General features: G+C 65.0%; 28 protein-coding genes and 1 tRNA gene. 12 read left to right on the top strand and 17 right to left on the bottom strand.

The features are described 5' to 3' along the window. Nucleotides 1-26: 26 nt before the first annotated feature. A complete protein-coding gene (locus tag Mth01_RS25235) occupies nucleotides 27-1,229 on the bottom strand; it encodes a type II toxin-antitoxin system HipA family toxin (protein ID WP_239089989.1) in 1,203 nt (400 codons plus the stop codon). Beyond that, entirely contained in the window at nucleotides 1,222-2,820 is a 1,599-nt protein-coding gene (locus Mth01_RS25230) for a DUF262 domain-containing protein (RefSeq protein ID WP_239089992.1), read from the bottom strand. Before Mth01_RS25230 ends, Mth01_RS25235 begins: the two co-directional genes overlap by 8 nt. A 183-nt stretch (nucleotides 2,821-3,003) precedes the next feature. Between Mth01_RS25230 and Mth01_RS25225 the strand changes: the two genes are divergently transcribed. The 3 genes from Mth01_RS25225 to Mth01_RS25215 all read left to right on the top strand — a co-directional run bounded on the left by Mth01_RS25225 (nucleotide 3,004) and on the right by Mth01_RS25215 (nucleotide 4,908). After that, the gene (locus tag Mth01_RS25225) at nucleotides 3,004-3,582 is read left to right on the top strand and encodes a histidine phosphatase family protein (RefSeq protein ID WP_204018433.1); all 579 of its coding nucleotides are present in this window, start codon (nucleotides 3,004-3,006) and stop codon (nucleotides 3,580-3,582) included. A gap of 135 nt (nucleotides 3,583-3,717) precedes the next feature. Beyond that, nucleotides 3,718-4,314: a hypothetical protein gene (locus tag Mth01_RS25220; protein WP_204018432.1), complete on the top strand. Its 597-nt coding sequence runs from the start codon at nucleotides 3,718-3,720 to the stop codon at nucleotides 4,312-4,314. Nucleotides 4,315-4,497: 183 nt separating this feature from the next. Beyond that, nucleotides 4,498-4,908 carry an Imm10 family immunity protein gene (locus Mth01_RS25215; RefSeq protein ID WP_204018431.1) on the top strand — a complete coding sequence of 137 codons (411 nt, stop codon included), beginning with the start codon at nucleotides 4,498-4,500 and terminating at the stop codon, nucleotides 4,906-4,908. A 311-nt stretch (nucleotides 4,909-5,219) separates the two neighbouring features. Here Mth01_RS25215 and Mth01_RS25210 read toward each other — a convergent pair whose 3' ends face one another. The 3 genes from Mth01_RS25210 to Mth01_RS25200 all read right to left on the bottom strand — a co-directional run bounded on the left by Mth01_RS25210 (nucleotide 5,220) and on the right by Mth01_RS25200 (nucleotide 8,104). Then, nucleotides 5,220-6,788, bottom strand: coding sequence for a restriction endonuclease (locus Mth01_RS25210; protein WP_204018430.1), 1,569 nt, complete (start codon nucleotides 6,786-6,788; stop codon nucleotides 5,220-5,222). A gap of 264 nt (nucleotides 6,789-7,052) precedes the next feature. Continuing rightward, entirely contained in the window at nucleotides 7,053-7,865 is an 813-nt protein-coding gene (locus Mth01_RS25205) for an inositol monophosphatase family protein (RefSeq protein ID WP_204018429.1), read from the bottom strand. Beyond that, nucleotides 7,862-8,104 carry a DUF5919 domain-containing protein gene (locus tag Mth01_RS25200; RefSeq protein ID WP_308440843.1) on the bottom strand — a complete coding sequence of 81 codons (243 nt, stop codon included), beginning with the start codon at nucleotides 8,102-8,104 and terminating at the stop codon, nucleotides 7,862-7,864. Before Mth01_RS25200 ends, Mth01_RS25205 begins: the two co-directional genes overlap by 4 nt. Nucleotides 8,105-8,230: 126 nt before the next feature. Here Mth01_RS25200 and Mth01_RS25195 point away from each other — a divergent pair, with 126 nt between their 5' ends. Continuing rightward, nucleotides 8,231-8,989: a DUF7710 domain-containing protein gene (locus Mth01_RS25195; RefSeq protein ID WP_204018427.1), complete on the top strand. Its 759-nt coding sequence runs from the start codon at nucleotides 8,231-8,233 to the stop codon at nucleotides 8,987-8,989. Nucleotides 8,990-9,208: 219 nt separating this feature from the next. On the opposite strand, the gene Mth01_RS25190 is transcribed toward Mth01_RS25195, so the two are convergent. The 3 genes from Mth01_RS25190 to Mth01_RS25180 form a co-directional block, all read right to left on the bottom strand. Next, nucleotides 9,209-9,397 carry a hypothetical protein gene (locus Mth01_RS25190; protein ID WP_204018426.1) on the bottom strand — a complete coding sequence of 63 codons (189 nt, stop codon included), beginning with the start codon at nucleotides 9,395-9,397 and terminating at the stop codon, nucleotides 9,209-9,211. A 394-nt stretch (nucleotides 9,398-9,791) separates the two neighbouring features. Next, nucleotides 9,792-9,864, bottom strand: a tRNA-Arg gene (locus tag Mth01_RS25185). A 105-nt stretch (nucleotides 9,865-9,969) separates the two neighbouring features. Then, nucleotides 9,970-10,512, bottom strand: coding sequence for a hypothetical protein (locus Mth01_RS25180; protein ID WP_239089988.1), 543 nt, complete (start codon nucleotides 10,510-10,512; stop codon nucleotides 9,970-9,972). 150 nt (nucleotides 10,513-10,662) lie between these two features. On the opposite strand from Mth01_RS25180, the gene Mth01_RS25175 reads away from it, so the two are divergent. The 3 genes from Mth01_RS25175 (at nucleotide 10,663) to Mth01_RS30215 (ending at nucleotide 12,836) form a co-directional block, all read left to right on the top strand. Next, nucleotides 10,663-11,889 (top strand): sensor histidine kinase, encoded by a 1,227-nt coding sequence (locus Mth01_RS25175; protein ID WP_239089987.1) that lies wholly within the window; start codon nucleotides 10,663-10,665, stop codon nucleotides 11,887-11,889. Then, nucleotides 11,886-12,557, top strand: a complete 672-nt coding sequence (locus Mth01_RS25170) for a response regulator (RefSeq protein WP_204018424.1) — start codon at nucleotides 11,886-11,888, stop codon at nucleotides 12,555-12,557. Before Mth01_RS25175 ends, Mth01_RS25170 begins: the two co-directional genes overlap by 4 nt. A gap of 147 nt (nucleotides 12,558-12,704) precedes the next feature. After that, nucleotides 12,705-12,836: a hypothetical protein gene (locus Mth01_RS30215; RefSeq protein ID WP_275409026.1), complete on the top strand. Its 132-nt coding sequence runs from the start codon at nucleotides 12,705-12,707 to the stop codon at nucleotides 12,834-12,836. Between the two features lie 105 nt (nucleotides 12,837-12,941). On the opposite strand, the gene Mth01_RS25165 is transcribed toward Mth01_RS30215, so the two are convergent. Next, on the bottom strand, nucleotides 12,942-13,484 hold the full coding sequence (locus tag Mth01_RS25165) for a DUF4142 domain-containing protein (protein ID WP_204018423.1): 543 nt from the start codon (nucleotides 13,482-13,484) through the stop codon (nucleotides 12,942-12,944). 149 nt (nucleotides 13,485-13,633) lie between these two features. On the opposite strand from Mth01_RS25165, the gene Mth01_RS25160 reads away from it, so the two are divergent. Continuing rightward, nucleotides 13,634-13,900, top strand: coding sequence for a response regulator transcription factor (locus tag Mth01_RS25160; protein ID WP_456154383.1), 267 nt, complete (start codon nucleotides 13,634-13,636; stop codon nucleotides 13,898-13,900). Here the strand turns inward: Mth01_RS25160 and Mth01_RS25155 are convergent. Beyond that, nucleotides 13,887-14,804 (bottom strand): hypothetical protein, encoded by a 918-nt coding sequence (locus Mth01_RS25155; protein ID WP_204018422.1) that lies wholly within the window; start codon nucleotides 14,802-14,804, stop codon nucleotides 13,887-13,889. The two genes, Mth01_RS25160 and Mth01_RS25155, sit on opposite strands and share 14 nt — an antisense overlap. Nucleotides 14,805-15,149: 345 nt before the next feature. On the opposite strand from Mth01_RS25155, the gene Mth01_RS25150 reads away from it, so the two are divergent. Beyond that, nucleotides 15,150-16,157, top strand: a complete 1,008-nt coding sequence (locus Mth01_RS25150) for a BtrH N-terminal domain-containing protein (RefSeq protein ID WP_204018421.1) — start codon at nucleotides 15,150-15,152, stop codon at nucleotides 16,155-16,157. Nucleotides 16,158-16,599: 442 nt separating this feature from the next. Here the strand turns inward: Mth01_RS25150 and Mth01_RS25145 are convergent, their stop codons facing one another. The 3 genes from Mth01_RS25145 to Mth01_RS25135 form a co-directional block, all read right to left on the bottom strand. After that, nucleotides 16,600-16,977 (bottom strand): DUF4190 domain-containing protein, encoded by a 378-nt coding sequence (locus Mth01_RS25145; protein WP_204018420.1) that lies wholly within the window; start codon nucleotides 16,975-16,977, stop codon nucleotides 16,600-16,602. 79 nt (nucleotides 16,978-17,056) lie between these two features. Continuing rightward, nucleotides 17,057-17,419, bottom strand: coding sequence for an Imm8 family immunity protein (locus tag Mth01_RS25140; RefSeq protein WP_239089986.1), 363 nt, complete (start codon nucleotides 17,417-17,419; stop codon nucleotides 17,057-17,059). Between the two features lie 166 nt (nucleotides 17,420-17,585). Continuing rightward, nucleotides 17,586-17,993, bottom strand: coding sequence for a hypothetical protein (locus Mth01_RS25135; RefSeq protein WP_204018419.1), 408 nt, complete (start codon nucleotides 17,991-17,993; stop codon nucleotides 17,586-17,588). Between the two features lie 118 nt (nucleotides 17,994-18,111). On the opposite strand from Mth01_RS25135, the gene Mth01_RS25130 reads away from it, so the two are divergent. Together Mth01_RS25130 and Mth01_RS25125 are read left to right on the top strand one after the other, a co-directional pair. Beyond that, entirely contained in the window at nucleotides 18,112-18,591 is a 480-nt protein-coding gene (locus Mth01_RS25130; RefSeq protein ID WP_204018418.1) for a hypothetical protein, read from the top strand. Then, nucleotides 18,584-18,832 carry a hypothetical protein gene (locus Mth01_RS25125; RefSeq protein WP_204018417.1) on the top strand — a complete coding sequence of 83 codons (249 nt, stop codon included), beginning with the start codon at nucleotides 18,584-18,586 and terminating at the stop codon, nucleotides 18,830-18,832. Before Mth01_RS25130 ends, Mth01_RS25125 begins: the two co-directional genes overlap by 8 nt. 758 nt (nucleotides 18,833-19,590) lie before the next feature. On the opposite strand, the gene Mth01_RS25120 is transcribed toward Mth01_RS25125, so the two are convergent. From Mth01_RS25120 to Mth01_RS25105, 4 genes are all read right to left on the bottom strand, one after another. Continuing rightward, on the bottom strand, nucleotides 19,591-20,724 hold the full coding sequence (locus Mth01_RS25120; RefSeq protein WP_204018416.1) for a methyltransferase domain-containing protein: 1,134 nt from the start codon (nucleotides 20,722-20,724) through the stop codon (nucleotides 19,591-19,593). Between the two features lie 15 nt (nucleotides 20,725-20,739). Next, nucleotides 20,740-20,979, bottom strand: coding sequence for a hypothetical protein (locus Mth01_RS25115; RefSeq protein ID WP_204018415.1), 240 nt, complete (start codon nucleotides 20,977-20,979; stop codon nucleotides 20,740-20,742). A gap of 213 nt (nucleotides 20,980-21,192) precedes the next feature. Then, nucleotides 21,193-21,657 (bottom strand): hypothetical protein, encoded by a 465-nt coding sequence (locus tag Mth01_RS25110; protein WP_204018414.1) that lies wholly within the window; start codon nucleotides 21,655-21,657, stop codon nucleotides 21,193-21,195. A 4-nt stretch (nucleotides 21,658-21,661) separates the two neighbouring features. Continuing rightward, the gene (locus tag Mth01_RS25105; protein WP_204018452.1) at nucleotides 21,662-21,811 is read right to left on the bottom strand and encodes a hypothetical protein; all 150 of its coding nucleotides are present in this window, start codon (nucleotides 21,809-21,811) and stop codon (nucleotides 21,662-21,664) included. On the opposite strand from Mth01_RS25105, the gene Mth01_RS30490 reads away from it, so the two are divergent. Further along, the gene (locus tag Mth01_RS30490; RefSeq protein ID WP_204018413.1) at nucleotides 21,758-21,880 is read left to right on the top strand and encodes a hypothetical protein; all 123 of its coding nucleotides are present in this window, start codon (nucleotides 21,758-21,760) and stop codon (nucleotides 21,878-21,880) included. The two genes, Mth01_RS25105 and Mth01_RS30490, sit on opposite strands and share 54 nt — an antisense overlap. Nucleotides 21,881-22,221: the final 341 nt, after the last annotated feature.

The raw sequence follows: 22,221 nt of genomic DNA, 5'->3' as shown, positions 1-22,221 counted from the left end.
TAACGTCCGCCCGGGCTCCACGGCTGTCACCGCCTCGCTTCCGCGATCAAGGGAAGCGACTTCAGACGCTGCTCGATGTGAGAGGCCACGAAAGCGGGGGCGACCCGCTCGGCCCTGATCTGCGCCCAGGCATCGGTCAGTGCTGCCGCCGTGTCCTTGACGACGCCGGTGACCTGGTCGGGGTCGAGGCGGGCGCGACGCGCGAGGTTCCGGAAGTTGTCCAGGGTAATGAGCTTGGCCACCCTGCCCCCGTTCACCGGAAAAGCCAACTCCTCGGCGCGAAACTCGTCATAGGACGACACGGAGACGAAGTCATAGGCCGGAGACAGCCGCGCGCCGACCCCATCCGGGTAGCGCAGTGTCCAGTTCTTGAGATGCGCGTCGAGATTGCCCATGACTACGATCGCGGTCAGCCTGCGCAGGTACTCTTCCAGATCCTGCGGACATACCGCGTTGATGAAGCGGGCCAACCCGGTATAGGTGGCCTTGTCGTACTTGGAAGCGACAGCGATCTCTCTGATCTGCGCGAAGTCCTCCTGGTGGACTCGTCCCTCGGGGAGCCTGTCGAATCGCCTCACCGCGAAGGCGCTCTCTTCTGGATGGATCAGCCCGTCAGGCAACCCGATGAGATCTTCTCCCGAGACGAGCCGGATATCGGGCACGTCGATGCCGACGAATCTCGCCCACCTGAGCATGGCGTACTCATTCGCGGGGACTTCGGGGAATCGGCGATCGGGAAGTTTGACGATCCAGTCGCCCCCCTGCCCGGACATGGGCAGGACCAGCCCTTTCCCCTCCCAACGCATGGAAAATTTCGCCTGAACTCCAGCCAGCGAGAATCTCACCTTTCCTGGGCCGTCGTCATGTGACCGGGTGTCCAACTCCGGGAGCGACGGCACATCGGACTCGGGCGCCACACGGACGTTCCCGGGAAGGTCTTCTCCCAGGAACATGAGGACCTGGAAATCATGTGGGTTCGCTCGGCCGAGTTCCCGGCCGATCAAGTTGCGCAGTCCACTGCCCTGTTCTGGCAGGAGATTGGCGAACCACTCCGGCACAGAACCGCTCCCCGACCGGCGCTTGTGTGGATTCACCTCGAACGCCTGCCCGAGGACCGGATGCGCTGGATCCCTGTCCTCGTAATCGAACCAGGTGTTGCCGCCGTGATAGCTCAACGTGCCGACCCGGCGACATCCGAGAAACACTCCTGCGACCGCCGTGTCAATCAAGCTCTTCACCCTCGTCGAACAGCGTTGTCACATCCAGTCCATCTGGGAAGCCGAAAAGGGCGCGGCTCTGGACGTGGTCGTAGATGACCGCTTCAACCTCCTTGGCGCGTCTTTCCAGGAAACTTGCCTTACGCCCGTTGCGGAGCAGCGCGATGGACTCGGCGTCCAAGCAGTGACTTGCCAGCACGCGCTCGTCGAAGTCCTGGGACAGGAACAGCGTCGCAGGATCGTCGACTTCCCCTGGCGGCAGGATGAGCCGGTTCGCCATCCCGCCGCCCAGTGCGCTCCTGTCATCGACGATCGTGGTCAGCGGCCCGCCGGCTTCGAGCAACTGAGCGGCGTCGATCGGCTCGCCGGAACTGTCTGGGTCGGCGGAGAGATGCCTGGGTATCCGGGAGAGCAACCCGAGGATGTTGACCTTCGCCTGCGCGCGGTTGAGGCGGGTCTGCGAGACGTCCGGTCTCCATGGAGCGGCCACGGGCAGGAGCTTGATGAGACGTTGGGCACTGGCGAGGGCATCTGTGTGCACGGCGGCCGCCCCCTGCCGCAGACCCACCGTGTTGCCCTGGGGGGCTACGCCCAGGACCGCGCCTCGCCAAATCCAGCGGCGGAGCAGTTCCGCGGCTCTGCCCCGTGGAGGACCGAAGGTCGCCATGAACCTGGCCAGAATCGGAATAAACAGGGCATAGGGGACGAGTTTGACGTGGGGAATGCCCGCGTCGTCGCGGAGATAGTCGATGACGTGACCCAGCGCCATCTCGGTACGGATGAACGCGGCGTGCCGGTCGCCATCGTCAACGAACTCGTTACGGAAGTCTCGATCGACTTTCGCTCCGCGAATGGCCAGCAGGCTTTGCATGAGGGTCTGCTCGGGCAGTTCGCCGAAACCGAACGTCCGAACGCTGGTGCCCAGCATGCGCAGATCGCCGGGCTTCTGCTCACCCGAGATCGAATGTAGAGCATTGAACACCTCCGCGCTCTTCAAGGGCTTGCCGAAGGTGTTCATGCGGTCGAAGATGTCACGTAGGGCGTGATCGTTCTCGCCGGTGACGGTGTACATAGGGATCTTGTAATCGCGGACAGCGGCCACAACCTGATCTGCCAGCGCGATCTGCTCGTCGCTCAAATGGGTTCGAGCACGGATCCATGCATTCGTTCTGGCAGTGTCCAGGACGAGCGACATGGGCAACTGATCACGCCCCGGCTCACGCGTGCGCGGCAGCGATATGAACTTGTCGTGAGCCAGGTCGAAATATATACGGAAACGCGGGTCGACTGTGTCACTGGTGGCCGTCAGCGCACCGACAAGGCTCGTGATTCTCTGCTGGCCGTCAACCACCCAACAGGCATCTCCAACCGCTTCCGACTGGATCTGCAGATGACCGATGAGCACCGTTCCCGCAGCGGCCGGCCGCTGCCAGACCAGCACATTACCGATGGGGTATCCGCGGAGGATGCTGTCGAACAGTTGGGTTACGTCGTTACGCTCCCATCGATAAGAGCGCTGAAATGACGGCACCCGCATCCGGCCGCTGAGCGCGAGCTCCACCAAATCACTCAGCGAAATGCTGTCGACCTTCGGTCGATTCATTGCGGCCACCCCAGCCTCCCCTCGGGACCACTCTATGCCTTGCCTGAAAGACCGGCCGCCCCTTCTTCAACGGCTGCGAACCGAGAGTGGACCGTGTCACCCCAAGGGTGGAACCGGACGCGGGCCACGGTCTGGGGGCTCAGGTCCCACGGAAAAGAACCACCGATCGGCGAGACTGGGGACATGGAGGTCATGTTGCTGCGGCATGGGGAGACCGAATGGAGCAAAGCCGGCCGGCATACGGGCCGCACCGATGTGCCGCTGACGGCACACGGTGAGCAGCAGGCTCGTGCCCTGGCCCCGATAGCCGGCACCCGCTCGTTCTCGCTGGTCCTGGTGAGCCCCGCCCGGCGGGCCCGCCGTACGGCCGAACTCGCCGGGGTCGCCTCATATGAGGTGGACCCGGACCTGTGGGAGTGGGATTACGGCGGATACGAGGGTGTCACGGCCGCCGAGATCCGCCGGTCCCGTCCTGGCTGGTACGTCTGGCGGGACGGTGTCGTCCCCGGTGACCGGGACCACCCGGGCGAGACCGTCGAACACGTCGGCGAGCGCACCGACAAGGTCATCGCCCGGATCCGGCAGGCCCAGGGGGACGTGCTCGTCGTGGCGCACGGCCACCTGCTCCGCGTGCTCGCGGCCCGATGGCTGGGACTGCCCGCCGCCCACGGGCGCTATCTCCGGCTGGACACCGGCACCCACTCGCTCCTGGGATATGAGCACGGCGAGCCGGTGGTCCTCCGCTGGAACGCCCCGGCATGAACCTCGAAGGTCAACTCGGACTCGCGGCGCTCAGCAAGGAGACGGAGGAGGAGGAGGTTGTTCGTCAGCGTTTGGCGATCTCTTGGACATCAAGCTACAAGTCGTTTACAACTAGCAGGACCTAGCATTTCGGGCATGCTCCGAAAGACCATCTCGGTCGCGACGGCCGGTCTGGCCGTCCTGGCGGCCACTCTGGCGACCCCCACGGCGGCGTTCGCGCGCGACGGCGAGACCAAGCAGATCCACCTGCGCAAGGGTTTGACCCTCAAGATCCCCAAGTCGTGGAAGGTCGACAGGAGGAACGCGGACTGGGTCCGCGTCATCACCGGCTCGTGCCCCACCTTCGGCACCGAGGACTACGGTTTCCGCGACTGGGGGTGCCGTAGCTTCTGGGTGCTGGGCCCGAAGGCCCTCGAGATCGGGCTCCGCACGTTCCAGGCCTACAACCCGAAGTACGGTTTCGATCCCGCGACCGACGTCAGCATCTGCCCCAAGAGCTACAAGCTGTTCAAGGGCGACTGGAAGCTCGCAGGCAGAGGACTGCGGCAGGTCGGGCCGGGCCACAAGGCTGACTACCACCGGTGGGCGGCGACCTGCGTCGACAAGAAGTCCAAGGTGAAGACGCGCTACAACCAGCGTGAGTGGTATTTGCCCAAGTCCAAGATCCTGGTCCTCGACCAGTGGGACCACCCGGGCCTGAACGCCATCCTCAGGAACGCGACCTGGAGCTGACCCCTCCGTCCGTGGCCACCGCGATCAGGGCGGGCAAATTCCTGGTCACGGGCCTTCTGCGATGTGCGCGGCCGAGAGGACACGAACCTCTCGGCCGGACTACACAGCACTAGAGACATCGGTAGTCCGGGGCCCGGAAGCTATCGAGGCGAATACTGCCCACGTGGCTGATATAACCCCTGCATGACCTACCGATTCACTGCCCGCGCCGCTGGCGGGGAAGAAGCGTTCGATGAGGATTACCGCCAAGCCGGGGTGGCGGAATTCGAGGATGGCAGCGGCTTCAACCTGCTCTTCATGAGCGGAATCGAAGAGGCCGAAGAGCAGGATGTGGATCTTGCTATGGACACCCACTGCCTGGTTACGGCCGATCAGGGAACCGCTTACGGCTGCGTACGAGAAGTCGCTGTTCGCGATGGCACATTGCGCGTTGTACTCGACCCGGCCGCTCTGGAAGATCTCGGCTTGGATGACCCGGTGATCGAAGCCGTGTTGGACGCCCCCGAGGCCGACGTGAACCGTATGCGCGACGTGCTCCGCCGCATACTCGCCTATGGCAGAGCAGACGCCAGACCAGCGCTTGTCGACCTGTAGAGGTCCATCCGGGGGCGGTCCTCCGCGCACGCGTCCCCGCCATGATGCCTCGTTCGCCGTCGACCCACCGCAGAGCGGCAGCTGGCTGGCGACGGAGGGGCAAGCCCAGCGGCGGGCCTTGTTATCCCAGATCCGGCAGCCGCCGGGTACGCCTCTTGCTGCGCCTGATCGAGAGGCTTTCGACCTAGACTAGGGTGCCCGTCAATCATGTCGTGGGACTAGATAATGACCTGTCCGCGCTGACATTTGCGGGCTTCCGTATCCCTGGGTTGCAGAACGACAAGCGCGGACCATTGCAGGGACGATTGAGATTATGCGGGGTCACGCCACTCATCCGGGGGCACTATCTTCGCCTGCACGCCAGCGTGTTCCTCAAGCAGGTACAAAAGGTTGGCTCCGTCGATCAGCTCAATCGGCTTATTTTTAGCAAATTCGAATGACGCTTGACCGTATCCGGCCGTCGTCACAAGAATGCCCTTGCTTGCACCCTCGTTCTGTAACGTACCGTACAGGTCGCGGACCGCTGATACACCTACGGTGTTCTTATAGCGCTTCGCTTGAATTACTACTTTTCCTCCGAAGATGGGGCGAGGGTCGTAGGCAATGCAGTCAACGCCGCCATCTCGTGAAGCTCGCGTCTGTCGCGCTTCAAGGCCCATCTTTGTGAAGAGGTTTTGGATCAGTGCTTCGAACTCTCCAGGCGAAAGATCCATGAGATTGGGCCGACTGTCAATAATCGATAGAGCGTCAGACTCCTCTACGAAGCGGGCATCCACCATGTTGAACTCGAGCACGGGGCGGACCGGCGTAAGCTCTACGGGGCTCTTGGAGACTCCCGCGGACAGATGCTGAAGGCACTTCAGTGGATCGACATGCGCAAGGTCGAGCGCTCCGAAAGTGTCACGGGTGGTGCGTAGCGTAATCAGGCACGGACGAGTTTTCTGTCCCGACGCTGGATCGATCGTGTCGACGACGCCGTTGAATACAACTACGTCCAGGTGCCGTCCGCGATCAGCTTCGAATAATTCATGGACTGTCCTGAGGGCGACCTGGGCGATTGCGGCTGCATAAGCGCTCTTGATCTGTGTAGCCGGGCGGGCCGATTCGTTGATGGAGTCAGAACTTTTCACATACCGGTGCTGCTTGGCTACAGGCACGATGTCCACAGTCGGTAACTCATACTCGACGACTAGTTGGCGCGACTCCGGAACGAAGGCAATCTTGAAGTGCTGGGGGAAGCCTTCGGGATAGCTCGAACGCTGTAAGACCATGTCGTAGTAAGAGACGACTGCATCCGGATCGCCTGACTCGTATTCGTTGCGGAAGGCATCGATCTCGGCGTGCTGTCGAGCGGCTTCGGCCTTCCTGGCGTTCACCATGCCCTCGTAAGCAGCCCTCGCTTCCGCCAACGCCTGAGTTCGGGAGCGTTCCTGTGTTTGATGCTGTGCCATGGCCTGCTGGAACTGCCCCTGCGCAGCGGCTAACGCCTGCTGGTACTTGGACTTTCCGAATAGCTTTCCCATACCCGTCGGCTCAGCTGGCGCGAACTGCTCCCACTGCGGTGCCGGAACGGGTACTTCCAGGTGTTTGTGCTGCCAGGCGGGGATCGTGGCAGGTCTCTTGAGCGACTCGAAGTCGATGTGGTCATCAACCTGCAAGGTGGCCTGCAAAATCGTGGCGAGCGCCTGCATACGGAGTTCCAAGCCCTCGTTCATTGCTGCGACATCCGCAGCGCGAGACTCCTGGTAGAGCCGCTTGCGTTCCTTCTCCTCCGCAGCTTGAGCACGAGCGTAGGCGGCTCTGGCTCGTTCGGCGTTGCGCACGGCTGCCTGCTGAGCTCTGATCTGCTGAGCCTGAGCGCGAGCTGCCTCCCGCTGCATCTGTGCAATCGTCGTCGCGAGGGAACGTCGCCGAGCCACTGGTTCTCCCTACGTTCTCTGAATTCGGACCGCCCCGACATGGAGCAGAAGCAGTGGCTAGGGCATACCAGGCTCCTGCTCACTAGGGTCTTATATCGTTCCAGATCGTACACGGCATACCGCTACACGAAAGTGCCGCTTATGTACCGAATCATCCATTAAGTACGTTTATATGTCTTATTGACTCATACAGCTTGTGCGGCAGCGACCCACAGCGCTGGCAGGCTACGCCGTACGCTCCGCGTTCTTCTCGGCCCCCGCGACCAGCTCAACGAGGTCAGCCAGGATCTTTGGGGCTGCGGCGATGGTGGCTCGGGCGTTGGTGGTGTGAGGGCTGCCGTCGATGTCGATGACGGTGGCTCCGGCTTCGCGGGCGATGAGTACGCCTGCGGCTGTGTCCCAGGGGTTGTTGGACAGCATGATGCAGGCGTCGGTCTTGCCCTCGGCGACCCATGCCAGGTCCACGGCGGCTGATCCGAACATGCGGACGCGCTGCACCCGTGTCGCAAGTTGGTAGTTCAGCGGTAGACGGATGCGGTTCTTGGCCTCGGCCCCCTTGCCTACGGCGTAGTCGCCGATGGAGGCGATGGCGGCCTGTAGGGCATCGGTGTTGCTGGCGCTGATCGGGCGGCCGTTGGCCGTGGCTCCGGCCGTGTCGGCTGCGGCGTACCGGGTAGCGAGAAACGGGAGGTCGATCACGCCGAGGATGGAGCGCTCGTGGTCGATCAGGCCAAGGGAGGTGCCGCACAGTGGAATGCCGTGGGTGAAGTTGGCGGTTCCGTCGAGCGGGTCGAGTGCCCACATCAGGCCATCGCCGGCGCTGGTGATGCCTTCCTCTTCACCGAGGAATCCAATCTCCGGGGTTTCTCGTGACAGGAAGTCGCGTAGGGCGTGCTCGACGGCGTAGTCCACTTCGGTGACCATGTCGCGGTCGCCCTTGGCTGTGACCACTCCGGGAAGCTTGGTTCGGACGATTCGGCTGGCGATGGTGACGGCCTGCTCAGCTATGGGCAGTAGCGCGCGGGCGTCAAGGGTCATACGGGTGTGCTCCGCTCCCATATAGAGGTGAAAACCTGATCGAAGACGGGAAACAACCCGTCAGCGGCGGTGTTGTCGGCGATGACGAGCGTAGGCGAGTCGACTCCGCGGGCGGCCGGTAGGTACGGCTGTACCACGCAAGTTGAGCCGTCCACGATCAAGATGTTGAAGCGGATCGTCTCGTCGTAGACATGGATCTCCAGCCGTTCGGCCGCCTCGGGGTCGAGCCTGTCTCGCAGCCGGGTGAGCGTGCTGATGTTGAGTGGCAGCCCAGCGAGGACGGACAGCAGTGTTGTAGAAGGGCCGCGAGATGATGATCTCGGTTTCGCCGTGTGTGCGCCGTCCAGTTGGAGGGAGACGATCTAATGGGGTTCTTCGGCACCTATCGGTATGACGGAAGCCGCTGGCTGGAGCATGAGGCCGATCAACATCCGGACCTCGCCGAGCCCTGGCTCATGGTGAGTATTCATGACAGCGACATCACGACCGTGGTCTATCGGCCGACAGGGCCGGGTTCTGGCGTCGCTTACCTGGGCGTTACCCCGCGTACCTACTTTGAGGATCCGGAAGCCTCAGCGCCGACCGACCCGGCACTTGAAGCGGCAGGACTGGCCAACTGGTGGGGACAGGCACATGGCATTTCCAGCGACGCCGAGATCGAGGCGAAGAAGCTCAAACTGGCGGCCTACCTCGCCGAGGACATTGACCCAGCGGAGATCGACGCGGACGAGGATGAAGACGTTGACGACCCCGATGATGCAGAGATCTTCGTGGAGGTGAAAACCGCCGCCTTCCTCGGGAGACTGGATCTGCCGCTACCTCGTGATCTCGAAGAGAGGCCCGGAGGAGATGGACGGCAGACGGTCTGGGCGTTCGTGGGTGAGGGTGGACGCTGGCCTTCGGCAATCTTCAGCACCAAGGGCCTGGCCGAGGAGTGGATCAGTGCGCGAGGACTGACCGGGATGCTCACCGAGTACCGGGTCGACGATCCCGTCTACGAGTGGGCTGTTACCAACGGGCACTTCCATCCGAGCAGGCCGGAACACTCGACGGCTGACTTCATTAGCCGATTCACCACCGCATACCAGGAGCACGAGCACTACGAGGATGGCGCGGCCGGTTGAGCAGAGACAGGGACGAGCGCGACCCCTTAAAGAAGGGCCTAATCAGCGGCTATATCCACTCGACCCTGTGCCTGCGCTTTTGGCCTTTCACTGGCTTTCAGCGTTTCGCGCTGTTTCTCGAGCCCGTGTGCCCTGAAAGCGCCCTCGACTCGGCCTTCAAGGTCCGTTTCCCCCGCTCGGCGGCGCTGCCACACAGATAGCGCTCGGTTTCCGCTCCAGCTATCGCTTCTGGGCGCGGTACTGCCGCAGTAGCGTGGTGATCTTCTCGCTGTTTTTCTCGCCGTTCAATTCGTTGAGGAGTTTGTCGGGGCAGAGTTCGTACAGGTCACCCCACCAGCGGCGGGTCTTGTTATCCCAGATCCGGTAGCCGCCGGGTACACCTCTTGCGACGTATCGCTTCCTGCCCACGGGCACAAGGTTAGTGCCACACATACGCCCCGCGCCCTGATCATCTCGTTCGCCGTCGACCCACCGCGGAGCGGTAGCGGGCCGGCGATGGAGGGGCAAGCCCGGCCTCGCGTGTTCCAGATTCCCGGTGACCTTCCTCGCGCGCTGGTTGGCCTACCGGCACGGCCGGGCTTGAGCCGTGGGAGCTGGTCTGCTGGGCTTGCCTGGGTCGATGGCGTGCGAGGCGATCAGGGCTCCTCGGCCCCCTACGAACCCTGCTCTTGGCGTAGCGCTCGGCGCCCAGGCGTCTCATCGGTGTCCTGTTGGCAAGGGTGTTAGCAAACAACGCGGTTGATCTAGAAAACGACGAGGCCCGTTGCCAGGTTTTCCCTGGTCACGGGCCTTGTGTGATGTGCGCGGCCGAGAGGACTCGAACCCCTAACCTTCTGATCCGTAGTCAGATGCTCTATCCATTGAGCTACGGCCGCTTGGTCGTCGCCACCGCTCACCTGCGGCTTCGGCAACGGAGGTAACTCTACCAGACCTCACGCCCCGGCTCGCGCCAATAGTTCGCCCGCCTCCTCCCCAAGAGTTCATGATCCGCTTGCCACCTTCTTGGGCCAGATCGTGTAGCTGACCGGCCAGATCAGCGCGATCAACGGCACCTTGGCGAGGCCGGCCATGAAGTCGGACAACGCGGTCGTCCTGGCCGGATCCCCCACCATCCAGACCCCGGCGAACAGCAGAGCGCAGGTCACACCGTACGCGATCACGATCCGGAACCAGAACGCCCACTCATACCGCGTACGGGCCATGCCGCCCGCCGGTGGCCTGCGCGGGGGTGGCCCGCCGCCGAACCGGTGGCCGACCCACGCGTCAGCCCAGCGGATCGTACGGTGACCGAAGACCACCGTGTACCCGAGGTACGCGGCCGCCAGACCGTGCTGCCAGGTGGCGACGGTCTCCGACGACCGCAGGTCGATCACGGTCGCGACGAGCAGGACCACGTCCACGAGCGGAACGCTCAGCAGCGCGACGTCGCTCGCCCGGCGGGCCCGCACCAGATAGCGCAGCACCAGGCCGAGCGCGAGCAGCACCCAGAAGCCGATCTCACAGGCGATGATGAAGACGAGCAACGACGACGCACCTCCGGCTTCAACACTCTCGCTCGCCGCCGCCTCACGCATCGTCGTCGGCGACGATCCCGGGTACACATTTCGATGTACGCACCCGCCCCACCCTCGGAACGACGTACCACACCCGCGTTGATGGTGGAATCGTCATCGATGACTTCTTGGTCCCCTCTCAGCTGGTCCCCTGCCCGGCAGGACGCGCTGCTGGCCGCGGCGGCCTTCGTCATGGGCCTGGTCCTGCTGGCCGGCGGCGCCCTGCTCGATCGCGGCCGTCCGCTTCCCCTCCTGGCCCTGCCGCTCGCCCTCACCTGTGCCGCCGTGGTCGTACGGCGACGCGCGCCGGTGGTCACGCTCGCGCTGGGAGTCACGGGCATGGCCGCCGACGTCGTGCTCGGGCCCTCGCTCGGGACGATCCTGGTCTTCACCGACAATCTCTACGCCGCCGCGCTGTACGGCCCGCGCCCGCTGGGCCGTACGCTGCTCTGGATCACCTCGGCGGGTGCCGTGCTCACCGGTGCGGCCGCCTGGTTCGTCACGGGGGACTGGCGGACGCTCGCGTTGTTTCCGGTGCAGGCGGCGCTGATCGGGGTCGTCCCCGTCAGCACGGCGAACGTCATCAGACAGCATCGCGACCAGGCCGTGGCAGAGCGGGAGCGCGCCGAGCAGGTGGCCCGGCTCGCCGAGCTCGACCGGCAGGCCGCGATCGCCGGCGAACGCACCCGCATGGCCCGTGAGCTGCACGATCTGGTCTCCAATCACTTCAGTGCGATCGCCATCCAGTCGTCCGCGCTGCTGGTACGCCAGGACCTGGATGCGGCAGCCGTACGGAAAGTCATGAAGTCGATCAGGGAGAACAGCGTTCAGGGAATGGCGGAGATGCGCACGATGATCGGACTGCTGCGCCACGACGGCGAGGGCGAGGAGGCCGAGCCGATCCGGCGGCGGCTGGCGGACGCCGCCGACCTCATCGACCGGACGGGGGTCAGGGCGCGGCTCACGGTTCGCGGCACGTCGCGTCCCCTGCCGCCCGCCGTCGATCTGGCCGCCTATCGGATCCTGCAGGAGGCCCTCACCAACGTGCTCAAGCACGGCGGGGCCGACGCGGAGGTGGTGATCGAGTACGCCCCTGATCGTGTGGTGCTGATCGTGGAGAATCCGGTGGACCGCGACAGCCCGTCGACCCTGCCGGGCGCGGGCGCCGGCCTCGTCGGGATGCGGGAACGCACCGCGCTGGTCGGCGGCTCGTTCGACGCCGGCCCGCTCGAGGCCATGCCGCCGTACGACACCGGGCAGCTCGCGGCCGTACCTCTTGAGGCCGGGCCGTCGCGGGGGACCCGGTGGCGGATGCGGGCCGAGCTTCCGACAGGATCACCGGCATGATCCGCGTACTGGTGGCCGACGATCACGCGGCGGTGCGCGCCGGAGTCGTGCTGATCCTGGACGGCACACCGGACATCGAGGTCGTCGCTGAGGCCGCCGACGGGCTGGAGGCGGTCGAGTTGGCCGAGCGGCTCCGTCCCGACATCGTGCTGATGGACATCCGGATGCCGAGACTCGACGGCATCACCGCCGCCAGGAGGCTGCGCGGCGTGGCGGACGTGGTGATCCTCACCACCTTCGACCTGGACGAATACGTCTTCGGTGCGCTCCGCGCCGGGGCGGCCGGGTTCCTGCTCAAGAACACCGACGCCGACGCGCTCATCGAGGCCGTCCGCGTCGTGGCGCGCGGCGACGGCCTGATCTCTCCCTCGGTCACCCGGAGGATGATCGAGGCGTTCGCCGCCATGCCCGCTTCGGCCGGGGCTTCCACGGCCGGGCGGGAGCCGTACGAGAACCTGACCGCGCGTGAGCGCGAGGTGCTCTTCCACATCGGTCGGGGGCTGTCCAACGCGGAGATCGCCCGGGAGCTGGGCATGGCGGAGGGCACGGCGAAGACGCACGTCAGCCGCCTGCTCGCCAAGCTCGACCTGCGCAGCCGCGTACAGGCGGCGATCATGGCGCGGGAGTTCCCGCCCGATGTCGGCCCCGGCGATCCCCGGACCCGCTGACCCCCCGCCAGCCGGCATCGGCCGTACGACCTTCGTCAACGGAAGTCACAAGGAACGGCCGAGAGGCCGGGCGATGGCGGAACGGCGGGGTTACGATGACGCTCCGGACGCGGGCGATGGCGGCCGCGCTACCGGGAGGACACGTGAGTGAAGCAACAACCAGGACCGCGCGGTAAGCGTTATCGGCTCCGCGGTCTCGTCGCGATGATGATCGCCGGGCTCGTCTGCTGGGCGGTCATCATCTGGTTGGTCTGGCTGCTGGTGCGGCTGGTCACCTGAACTCCTCCCCGGCCTGAAGCTGAAAGCCGGAGCACTGTCCCGCATTCCGGTAGATTTCGAAGCCCGCCGGGCGGAGGACATTCTCGGCCCGGCGGGTCACTCGCTCTAGGTCGTGTCCCCTCCGCCCTGGGTCTTCCCTTCGTCCTGGACCTCCTCGAGCTCGTCCAGGTGTTCCTGAACGACCGGTTCGGCGTCCCGGGCGAGCTGCTTCACCTCTGCCGAGGAGCCCTCCGACAGCTGCTTCGCCCCGGCGGCCAGGTCCGCTCGATGCTCGGCGACCTCCGCCTCCAGCCAGGCCCGATCGAACTCGGTCCCGCTCTTGGCGGTGATCTGTTCGAGCTCCGCCTGCTGCTTCGCGCTGGGGCTGCTCGGCAGGTCGACGCCTAAGTCTCCGGCGACCTGTGTGACCTCCTTGTCCAGCTTCTTGTGGTCGTAGACCAGCATCTTCCCTATCTCCCGGACCTCCTCGTGGCTGGCCTGCCGCTTGGCGGCCTTCCCAGCCTGGATCTCGGCCAGGTTTCCCTCGTGCAGCGCGGTCAGGAACCCCCGGTCCTGCTCGTTGACGTTGGGCGGCGCAGCGGCGAACCCGGCCGCCGCCGTCGAGAACGTCGCGGCCGCGATGGCCGGCAGGATGATGAGCCGTCTCACCATGAGACCCCCCGGAATCTCTCGCCGGACGGCCGGGGCATCGGCAAACCGGCACCCCAGCCGGTCCGGTCATTCACTGACATAAGCCCCATACCCCACCAAATGTCACTCTCGCCCGGGTCCGTCCAATCCATAGCCCGCAGCTCTCGTTGACCGACCGTGCCAGGCCGCACGGCTCATACGGCTCATACGGCCTGGCACGGCTCGTACGGCCATCCGCCGGTGCCGCGCGGCGGATTCAGGCCGCCGAACTGGCCGAGACACTGACGCCGAGCGAAGCCACCGTGAAGACCCATGTCGCCCGCATCTTCGCCAAACTCGGCCTACGCGACCGCGCTCAGGCGGTCGTCATCGCGTACGAGACCGGGACTCATCCGTACCGGAAACCGGTCGTCCCGCTGATCATCCCTCGCTGAGGCGGCGACGGGACAGCAGAAGCCCGGCAGCGGCCGTGAGGGTGAGCAGGAGGCCGGTCAGTACGAGCACCCGCCCGTCGGGGCCGACCTCACCCCCGCCTCCGGTCGCGACTCCACCCGACGGGGTCTTGCTCACCTTGCCGTTCCTCGTCGTTTCGATTGCCGTGTCGTCGGCGGGTTCCTGACTCGGGAGCTCCTGACTCGACGTGTCCGAGGCGGTATCGGAATCGGCCGGCCGATCGTCCACCGTGCCGATCGTGAGGTTGTAGGTCGTCAGATCGTCGGCGTTCTTCACCTCACACTCGATCGTCGGCTCGGTGGGCCTGGTCCCGAAGTTGATGGCGGCCGGCCGTACCGTCGCGGTACCCGCGTTGGCCGAGGTGGTTTTCAGGGGGACTTCGGCCAACGGAAGGGGGATGCTCTCACCCGGGGTAAGCGACGCGATCTCACCGACTCCGGTGGCTGAGGTCAGCTTGGCGAGCCCGCTGATGGATGCGTACGCGTAGAGCTTGGTGCCGACCGCCAGCCCCGCGGCGGGCACCCTCAACGCGGTCGTGTCGTCGAAGTAGGTCCCACGCCAGTTGATGGTCATCTGCTTGCCCGCCGTGGCGTCGGTCGGCATCGTCAGTTCGACCTTGACCTTGATTTCCTGTTTCTCGGCCTCACCGTCCGCGGTGCATTCGTAATCCACGATGTCAGTGACGACGAGCGCATCCCGCTGCAGTCCGGCGGCGGAGGCGTACACCGGCTGGCAGACCGAGATCAAGCCACCAACAAGGGTGGCGGCCGAGAGAATCGAGCGGATGCTCAAAACGACTCCTATCGTGACAATTAGGCACAGGAGAAGACGGGGCACTTGGGCATCCGGTTGACAACCCAGCCTTACGAGCAGGAAACCGGTCATTCCAATGGGAGGCGTCTTGCCTGTATCGTCGCGATGTAGATGGTCAGAGCACGGGAAAGCGCTCAGCGCTTGAGCTGATCGCGATCTGTGTAGCCGTGCTGATCGGGGATGGCCTTCTCAATCCCGTGATCACACTCGTCCAGACAGTTCCGCTGGCCATGGTCGGCGTCGTCCTGGTCGAATGGGCGCGTGCCAATCCGTGGTGATTTCCGGCGTGTGCACGGTAGCCGGACCCCGCGCTCACCGACTCCGCGACATTCCGGAGCCGGAGTGCCTCTCCGGCGGCGCAGCCGGGGCAGGTAGTGCCGCGCACGCTGATCGCCCAGTTGTTGAGGAGAGCGACGTATGACCATCGTGAAGGACATCGAGGCTCGCGGCATGCACCACTGCGAGACGACGGCGCTGGGAGTGCTGCTGCGACATGAGGGGCTTGATCTGTCCGAGCCCATGCTGTTCGGACTGGGCTCGGGCCTGTCCTTCATCTATTGGGACAGCAAGGCCATGCCGTTCCCCTTTCTCGGAGGCCGCGTCAAGCCTTTCGACCTCACCAGGAACCTGGCCGCCAGGCTGGGGCTGACATTACTGGTCGAGGAGACCACCTCACAGCGAAAGGCATGGGAGAACGTAGCCGCCCCCATAGATGCCGGCCAGCCGGTCGGCCTTCAACTCGACTCCTACCACCTGGAGTACTTCCAGTCCAAAACGCACTTCGGCGGCCATGTCGTCGCGATGTACGGCTACGACGAGCACGACGTCTACCTGGTGGACACCGACCAGCAGGGAGGGGCGGTGCGCACCAGCAGGGCCAGCTTGGCCATGGCGCGGACCGAACGCGGCCCGATGACCGCCAGAAACCGATCCTTCACCATCACTCTGCCGGAGCGCTCACCCTGCTGGCAGGACCAGATCATCCCCGCCATCAAACACTGCGCCGACGCCTTCCTGACCGCTCCCATCGCGAACCTGGGCTACCGCGGCATCGAGAAAGCCGCCAAACAGCTGCCGAAATGGCTGCTGCGCGCCGACAATCCGCAGCAAGACCTACCGCAGGCCGCCCTCCTCATGGAGAAAGCCGGCACCGGCGGTGCCCTGTTTCGCGCCCTCTACCGCGATTTCCTCGGCGAGTGCCTCCAACTGGTCGACGACAACAACCTCCGCACGGGTCACAAGCTGTACGCCGAGGCCGCCACCCTGTGGACGGACGTGGCCACCTTGATCACGAAGGCTGGAGATGGCGGCGACGTGGGGCATCTCGAACAGGCCCGCGCCATTCTCCACGATCTTTCACGCATCGAGAAGAACGCCATGCAGGCACTGCATCAGTTGCCCGCGGCGACTCCTCCTCGTCCTTGATGGCTATGCTCCGCCGTACGACTGAGCATCCGGAGCCGGAGGCGCTTGTTCACGGTTCAGCGTCGGCTCCAGATGCGGTGGGTCTCGAGTGCGTCGGAGAGTTCCTGGGCCACTTCCGGTGAGCTGGCGGAGAAGAACGCGCGCTCCAGGAGCGTCGCAGGGGCCAACCCCCTGATCCAGTTGTCCAGGAGCCTGGGCCGGATGCGGACGGGATACCCGGACCGCCGCCATCCGTGGGCGGAGCTGCATATTGAGCACTGTCGGCAACACAGATACTTGTGATGGCCGTCCCCATTTGCCATCGATCGGGTGAGCGCGTACAGGTGCTCGACTCTGCCGATGCGAGAGGGTCACGGACCGGCAGTGGGCCGTAACAAGCCCCTCGATCACGAATAAGCCCCGCCACCGAGCGGGGGCTGAGGCACGCCGTAAAGACAGACGATCACGGGGTGGAATCGAGGGTGGCGCCACCGAACGCGAAGATCGCGATCAGGAGCGCGGGGATCGCGACGATGTAGCCGAGAATCAGGCCAGCGATCGCCATCCCGTGACCGCCCTTGCGGCCGTTCTTCGTCTCGGACAGGGCGACGTGGCCGAGGATCACGGCGAGGAAACAGGGGATGCCGAACGCGCACCAGCCGCCGAGGATGCCGAGGATGCCCATCACCAGGCTGGCCGTGGCGTAGCCGGAGGTCGGCGGAGCCTGCACGTACATCGGTTGGTAGCCGTACGGCGGCGGGTGCGGTCCCGCCTGGTAGGGCTGCGGGTGCTGCCCCGGCTGCTGGTACGGCACGGACGGGTAGGGGTTGTTCTCGGTCACGGAGACCTCACGAGGATGCGGGATTTGGGAGGGTTCAGCGTGACAGAAGACGCGTGAACGAGCTGACAGGTTGGCAAGCCTACTCCTCCGGGCCGCCCAGCCAGTCCTCGAACTCCCACTCTCCGATCCGGCCGATCTTCGCGGCGAGCTCACTCCACGTCGCGGCCTCCAGAACAGCGATCCGATCACTCAACCACCTGCCTACCTCGGCAGGACGAAGCTCAGGGACGAAGAGCCAGTGACGACCGATGAGGACGGGATGATGATGCAACCGCTCGGCGAGGGCGGATGGAGTGCAGACGGTGAGCTGGAACCGCTCCTCCCCCGGCTCACTCTGCGGGCCGACGTACATCTCCAACAGCTCGCAGGCATGGGCCGGGTCAGCGACGCCATGTCCGTCTTCAAGATCTGGCCAGCGGAAGGAGCTCACTCGTGCCCTCATGGTCCTATGATCGCGCAGCGGACGGCGTCATGCACAGGTGGGCTGTCAGCTTGGGAATCGCGTGGATCACGCCTCGTAGGGTTCCTGACATGGGCTCCGGGCGGGGTCAGGAGTGAGTGTGGTTGACCCTCGTCGCCCTGATTAATGGCACGCTGATGCCCGAGGATCATGCGGTTTGTTCCCGCTCGGGTCTGCAGGGTCCGGATCCGGGCTCGTCGGCGGTCACGGAGAAGAGCAGCCAGTCGACTCCGGGCACAGTGAAGCGAGCACTGGCCGTCTTGGCTGCGATTCCTTCGAGGTCAAGGCGATCATCGCCGATGTTGCAGGTGACGGACCAGGGATTGGCGATCCTCTGTGCGGTGAGCAAGGTATGGAAAACGGCCTCCTGCGGTTCCTGCGCGCCGAGCGGGGAAGACATCCGTACTTCGGCCAGTTCCGGCATCTTCCAGTAGCTCTCGCAGGACAGGAGCGTGAAGGGCTCTCCCGCAGCCTTGCCCATTCTGGCGATCACCCGTCCGGCTCCGGCGTGCTTGTTCACACGCAAGTAGCCACGCCAGTGGATCACATCGAACATGGCGTCATCGTGGCACGGGAGACACATACTGCGCACCTGTACAGCACCCCGCCTGCCTGATCACCCTGGAGCCGGAGCGTCCTCGCCGGAGGCGTCTTTAATAGCGAGTATGGAAGGCGTGTCCGATTTGGCCTGGGACGACGTGAAGCAGTTCTTCGACATGGATCTTAATGGGGCACTGCCCGATGTGACCGTCGAGGGAGCGGGGGTTGATGATTGGCAGGCGCTTTTTGACCTGGTCCGGTCGCAGGGCTGGGCACATGAGTACTCCCTGGATGGCGACCTGCTCGACCTACCCTCCGCCGCTGACGCGCTGGCTGCTGGTGAGGCGGTGGCCACGTTGAAGGTCTGGCCGATACCGGCGGTGCTGGCGATCTTTCGTCCGTATCGCGCGGAGTCCATTGACTTCGATGTGGACTTGCGAGAGTTGCAGAGCCAGGAGCGGCTAGACATCCTCTGTGATCTGTTCCGGGTGGTCGGGCGGCGGTTGCGAAAGCCGGTGCTGATGACGCCGGAAGGCGACCGCGGTCATCCGGTGCTCGGGTTCGATGTCGAATCCGATCGGGTGGTGCTGCTGGCTGATCCAGATGATGACTGATTCGACGTGGTGGCGGTGCGGCGGTGGTTCCGAGGGCAACCTCGGGCATAGCGGCCCGGAACTGCCGGCGAACGCCCGCCGTGCGCTCCTCGACCTCGACGTCCTCGCCAGTCTGGAGGACATCCTCACCTACGAGGACATGGCCGGCCTACCCCGGAAGATTCACAAGTGGGAGCTTGCGGTTCATGGCCAAGGACGACCGGGCATCGACGGTCTCGCCGATCCGGTGCCAGTGCGGTGAGCGGCGCGTCGTATGGGATCAGGAGGTGCACTACTACGTGTGCGGCGCGTGCGGGACATACCTGAGCACGACCGGAAGGCGAGCGAGCAGGCCGACGCCGTCGAGGCGGCCAAGCTGGTGCGGCGGTAACTCGGGCTTTTTGCTCACGGTAGCGGTTGTCGTGCACAACAGGGCGCTCCAGGTGAAGAGAAGCACCACGTTCGTCCGCACCGGGTTAAGGAATCCGCATCCGACTGGGGTTTCTGTTACCCGTGAGACGAAGGGGGCGTTGTAGCACACCTGCAAGATGGTTTGCGGCAGTGTGCTCACAATCAAGGTGATTCACCCCGCTAGGTCGTCCGGACGGTACCGCCGGACGAACGGGTCGGCGGGGAGAGGAACCAGCGATGGAAGATCGCTGCCTGTGTGAGAGGGAGCGGGAGGCGGAACGGAAGGTCCGCCTCGTGCTGGCGGCAACCAGGGTGATCTTCTGGATCATCTGGATCGCCGTCGATTCTCACCACACCTCATAAGAGATGGTCGGGCCTCCTACCGGCCGGGACGCGAACCTGGGCAGGTAGGAGGCCCTTCCACGTTCTCAGGATATGACTGCGGCAGACACCTGGTAGAAGAAGCTTCAACCGCGGCACCTGGGTAATCCACCGCAGTTGGCCTTTGCTCGACCCGCATATTTCCCCGGGGCTTGACGTACCCGGTACCCTGCGGCTTGTCCCGAAACCGGCCGGGTGTGGGCGCAGTACGCTCGGCCGGAGACACGATCAGCCGATGGTGGCCTGCCACCGCCCGCGCCGGAGGTGGATCACCCCGTCCGGGTCGACCCGCACAGCCGCGCCGTACAAGGGCAGGCTGCCGTTCTGCAGCCAGTAGTCGCGGATGGCATCGAACTCATCCCACAGGCGGCATGGCCCGGTCTGGTGCACGACGGGCCGCGTGTGCTCAGCTTGTACGGCTCGCGCCCATGACCCGTCCGGGTGGACCATGATCGCCGTGCGGGTGTTCGTGTTCTCATGGTATTCGTGCTGGATGCCGGGCACAGCCACCTCCAACATGCTGCGGAGCTCCCAGGCGTCCTCTTCGATGTCGAGGACGGGGAAGCGGGTCATCGCGACGTGCTCGCCGTCGGCGGTCCGCGCGACATCCAGCAGCTCGGCCAGGCCCGGCGGATAGTCGGTCCCGCGGCGTGCGCGCATGAACATCGCCCAGTCCCGCTCGACCTGACCCACCGCACCACCGTCCGCTGTCTTGACGGCGGTGACGATCAGGCTGGTGTTCGTGATGGTCGTTGCCAGCCGTCCTCCTGGGGCGAGAGCTTCCAGCCATGAGGCCGGGATCGGGCGGACCGACACCATGGCCACGATCCGGTCGAACGCCCCCGGCAGCGGCGCCGTGGCATCGCTGGTGACGACCCGCGGTTTGTGCCCTGCCTCGGACAGACGATCTGCGGCGGCCGCCGTCAGGTAGGCGTCCACGTCGATCGACGTGACCCGGTCATCCCCGAGCAGACGGCACAGCACGGCGGTGCCGTACCCGGAGCCGGTGCCGACGTCGAGCACGGTGTCTTTGTCGCCGATCCTGGCGTGCCGGTACATCTGGAGCACGAGACCCGGCAGGGTGGACGAGGAGGTCGGCAGTCCGGCCGGCTTGTCGCCGACGCCGGCGTGGTCGGCGTGCAGTGTGCCGATCCTCGTGACGAGCGTGCGGTCGGCGTAGGCCGCCTTCAGCCATGCCTCCTCGTCGGCCGGGCCGTGCCGCACCTCCCAGCGGCCGCCGTTCCAGGCCCACCAGGCGGGCACGAACTGGTGGCGGGGCGTGCCGGCGATTGCTGCCCGCCACCGCGACCCCGGATGGGTGACGCGGTCGGCGAGCCTCTGCGCGTGCGAGTGCCAGTCCATGACGTCAGTCTGCTCTCACCGGGCGGTTCCGGCGAGGCCGACCACCTGACGGCCCCGTACGGGCAGGATGAGCGCGTTGCCCTCGCAGATCGTCTCCGCCGGCGCGCAGTCGTTGCCGTCGCTGTTGGGCTTACCTGCCGTGGTGTCGGCGCGGCGGGGCACACGGGTGAGGAGTTCCTGCCAGGCCGGCCCTGCGAGGATCTCCGCGAGCGGTGTCGTCTTGACGTTCCCGGCGGGCTCCATCCAGCGGGACATACCCACCACGGGATGTCCGGGTCGGTGTCCGGGTGGGCAGAAATGATCGAGGGCATCGAGGCGTGCGGTTGGACGCCGACGCATTGGAGCGTCTCGACCGATCAGAAGGGCCGGCCGGAGGCATACCCGTTCTTCCGCCGCCGCGTGTAGCCGACGGCCGATGTTGGCACGGCAATGGCCCGACGGCGATCACACGCCTACCCCTCCCATCAGCTAGGGAAGTTGCTCGCGGAGAGCTAACCACTGATCAAGCGCTCTTGCCGTCGGCGTCGTCGACAGATAGTTACGGATGATCTGGGCCGGTGCCAACAGATTCTTGCACTGACGGAGGGCCCGAATTTCCGCGTGGGACCGCTGTTGCCAGTTGGCGGCCCACTCCGCGGCGTCTTCTCGTTGAAGAGGCAGGGCCGCAAGGATGTCCACGGCGAGGGCATCGGGGTTCAAGAGCGGTGAGCCCGTAGGGCCGAGGTCGTCGATCAGACATGCACGCAGGTGGAATCGGCTCATGTTGGCGGTGATGATGTCCAACCCTGCGCTCTCGGCTCTGGCAAGCGCGTACATGGCCGTCTCCGCCCACATTCGCCGTCCTTCGCCCTGCTCAGGCTGACGGGCGTAGAAGCTGTTCAGCTCCCACACCGCGAGCCAGTAGTTGATGGGTCCAGAAGGGTGGTCGACCACGAGATCACTTTCTCATGCGCGGCGCGCAAGCCTTCGCCTGCCTGATCATCCCGTCGCCGTCGACCCGCTCCTCGTCGAGCAGGGTGTACACATCCGCGTCGTGCAAGAGATCCTCGGCCACGCCCGCGTCACGACCACCGAGCGGTACACCCACGTCGCCGGTCTCCAGGTGAAGGACGCGAGCGAGCGTATAGGCGCCGCTGTCTGGGGAGACGACGACTAATCGCAACCCTCACGGCTCTGGAGATCGACAAAGCCCCCCTCGCTTCAGGAGCGAGAGGGGCTTTGATCTGCGGAGGCTCGGGGATTTGAACCCCGGATGGGCGGTAAACCCAAACCGCATTAGCAGCTCGGCTCGTGGCCGTCCGGAATAGTTCCACCTGGACCAACACCGCTCGGCGGTCCTCCTGGAACGGCTTTGTACGGCGGGGAACTGCAACTAAAACTGCAACTAGTACAGCAGCCGTGACTAGAGGGGGTCGCCGCAACTCCTACAGGTGTCCTCGCCGTTGTCATACATGATGCCGCAGCAGTACATGGGACCGCCGCTGACCTCAAACTCGA

The organism is Sphaerimonospora thailandensis (assembly GCF_016863115.1).
GTDB lineage: Bacteria > Actinomycetota > Actinomycetes > Streptosporangiales > Streptosporangiaceae > Sphaerimonospora > Sphaerimonospora cavernae.
Note: the sequence above shows the minus strand (reverse complement) of the source record. Positions and strands in the feature narration are given on the sequence as shown.

Coding starts and splice junctions, on each gene's coding strand:
- Mth01_RS25230 (WP_239089992.1), bottom strand. CDS start 2,820: ATGAATCGACCGAAGGTCGACAGCATTTCGCTGAGTGATTTGGTGGAG.
- Mth01_RS25225 (WP_204018433.1), top strand. CDS start 3,004: ATGGAGGTCATGTTGCTGCGGCATGGGGAGACCGAATGGAGCAAAGCC.
- Mth01_RS25220 (WP_204018432.1), top strand. CDS start 3,718: ATGCTCCGAAAGACCATCTCGGTCGCGACGGCCGGTCTGGCCGTCCTG.
- Mth01_RS25215 (WP_204018431.1), top strand. CDS start 4,498: ATGACCTACCGATTCACTGCCCGCGCCGCTGGCGGGGAAGAAGCGTTC.
- Mth01_RS25210 (WP_204018430.1), bottom strand. CDS start 6,788: ATGCAGCGGGAGGCAGCTCGCGCTCAGGCTCAGCAGATCAGAGCTCAG.
- Mth01_RS25205 (WP_204018429.1), bottom strand. CDS start 7,865: ATGACCCTTGACGCCCGCGCGCTACTGCCCATAGCTGAGCAGGCCGTC.
- Mth01_RS25195 (WP_204018427.1), top strand. CDS start 8,231: ATGGGGTTCTTCGGCACCTATCGGTATGACGGAAGCCGCTGGCTGGAG.
- Mth01_RS25175 (WP_239089987.1), top strand. CDS start 10,663: ATGACTTCTTGGTCCCCTCTCAGCTGGTCCCCTGCCCGGCAGGACGCG.
- Mth01_RS25170 (WP_204018424.1), top strand. CDS start 11,886: ATGATCCGCGTACTGGTGGCCGACGATCACGCGGCGGTGCGCGCCGGA.
- Mth01_RS25155 (WP_204018422.1), bottom strand. CDS start 14,804: ATGACCGGTTTCCTGCTCGTAAGGCTGGGTTGTCAACCGGATGCCCAA.
- Mth01_RS25150 (WP_204018421.1), top strand. CDS start 15,150: ATGACCATCGTGAAGGACATCGAGGCTCGCGGCATGCACCACTGCGAG.
- Mth01_RS25140 (WP_239089986.1), bottom strand. CDS start 17,419: ATGAGGGCACGAGTGAGCTCCTTCCGCTGGCCAGATCTTGAAGACGGA.
- Mth01_RS25135 (WP_204018419.1), bottom strand. CDS start 17,993: ATGTTCGATGTGATCCACTGGCGTGGCTACTTGCGTGTGAACAAGCAC.
- Mth01_RS25125 (WP_204018417.1), top strand. CDS start 18,584: ATGACTGATTCGACGTGGTGGCGGTGCGGCGGTGGTTCCGAGGGCAAC.
- Mth01_RS25120 (WP_204018416.1), bottom strand. CDS start 20,724: ATGGACTGGCACTCGCACGCGCAGAGGCTCGCCGACCGCGTCACCCAT.
- Mth01_RS25115 (WP_204018415.1), bottom strand. CDS start 20,979: ATGTCCCGCTGGATGGAGCCCGCCGGGAACGTCAAGACGACACCGCTC.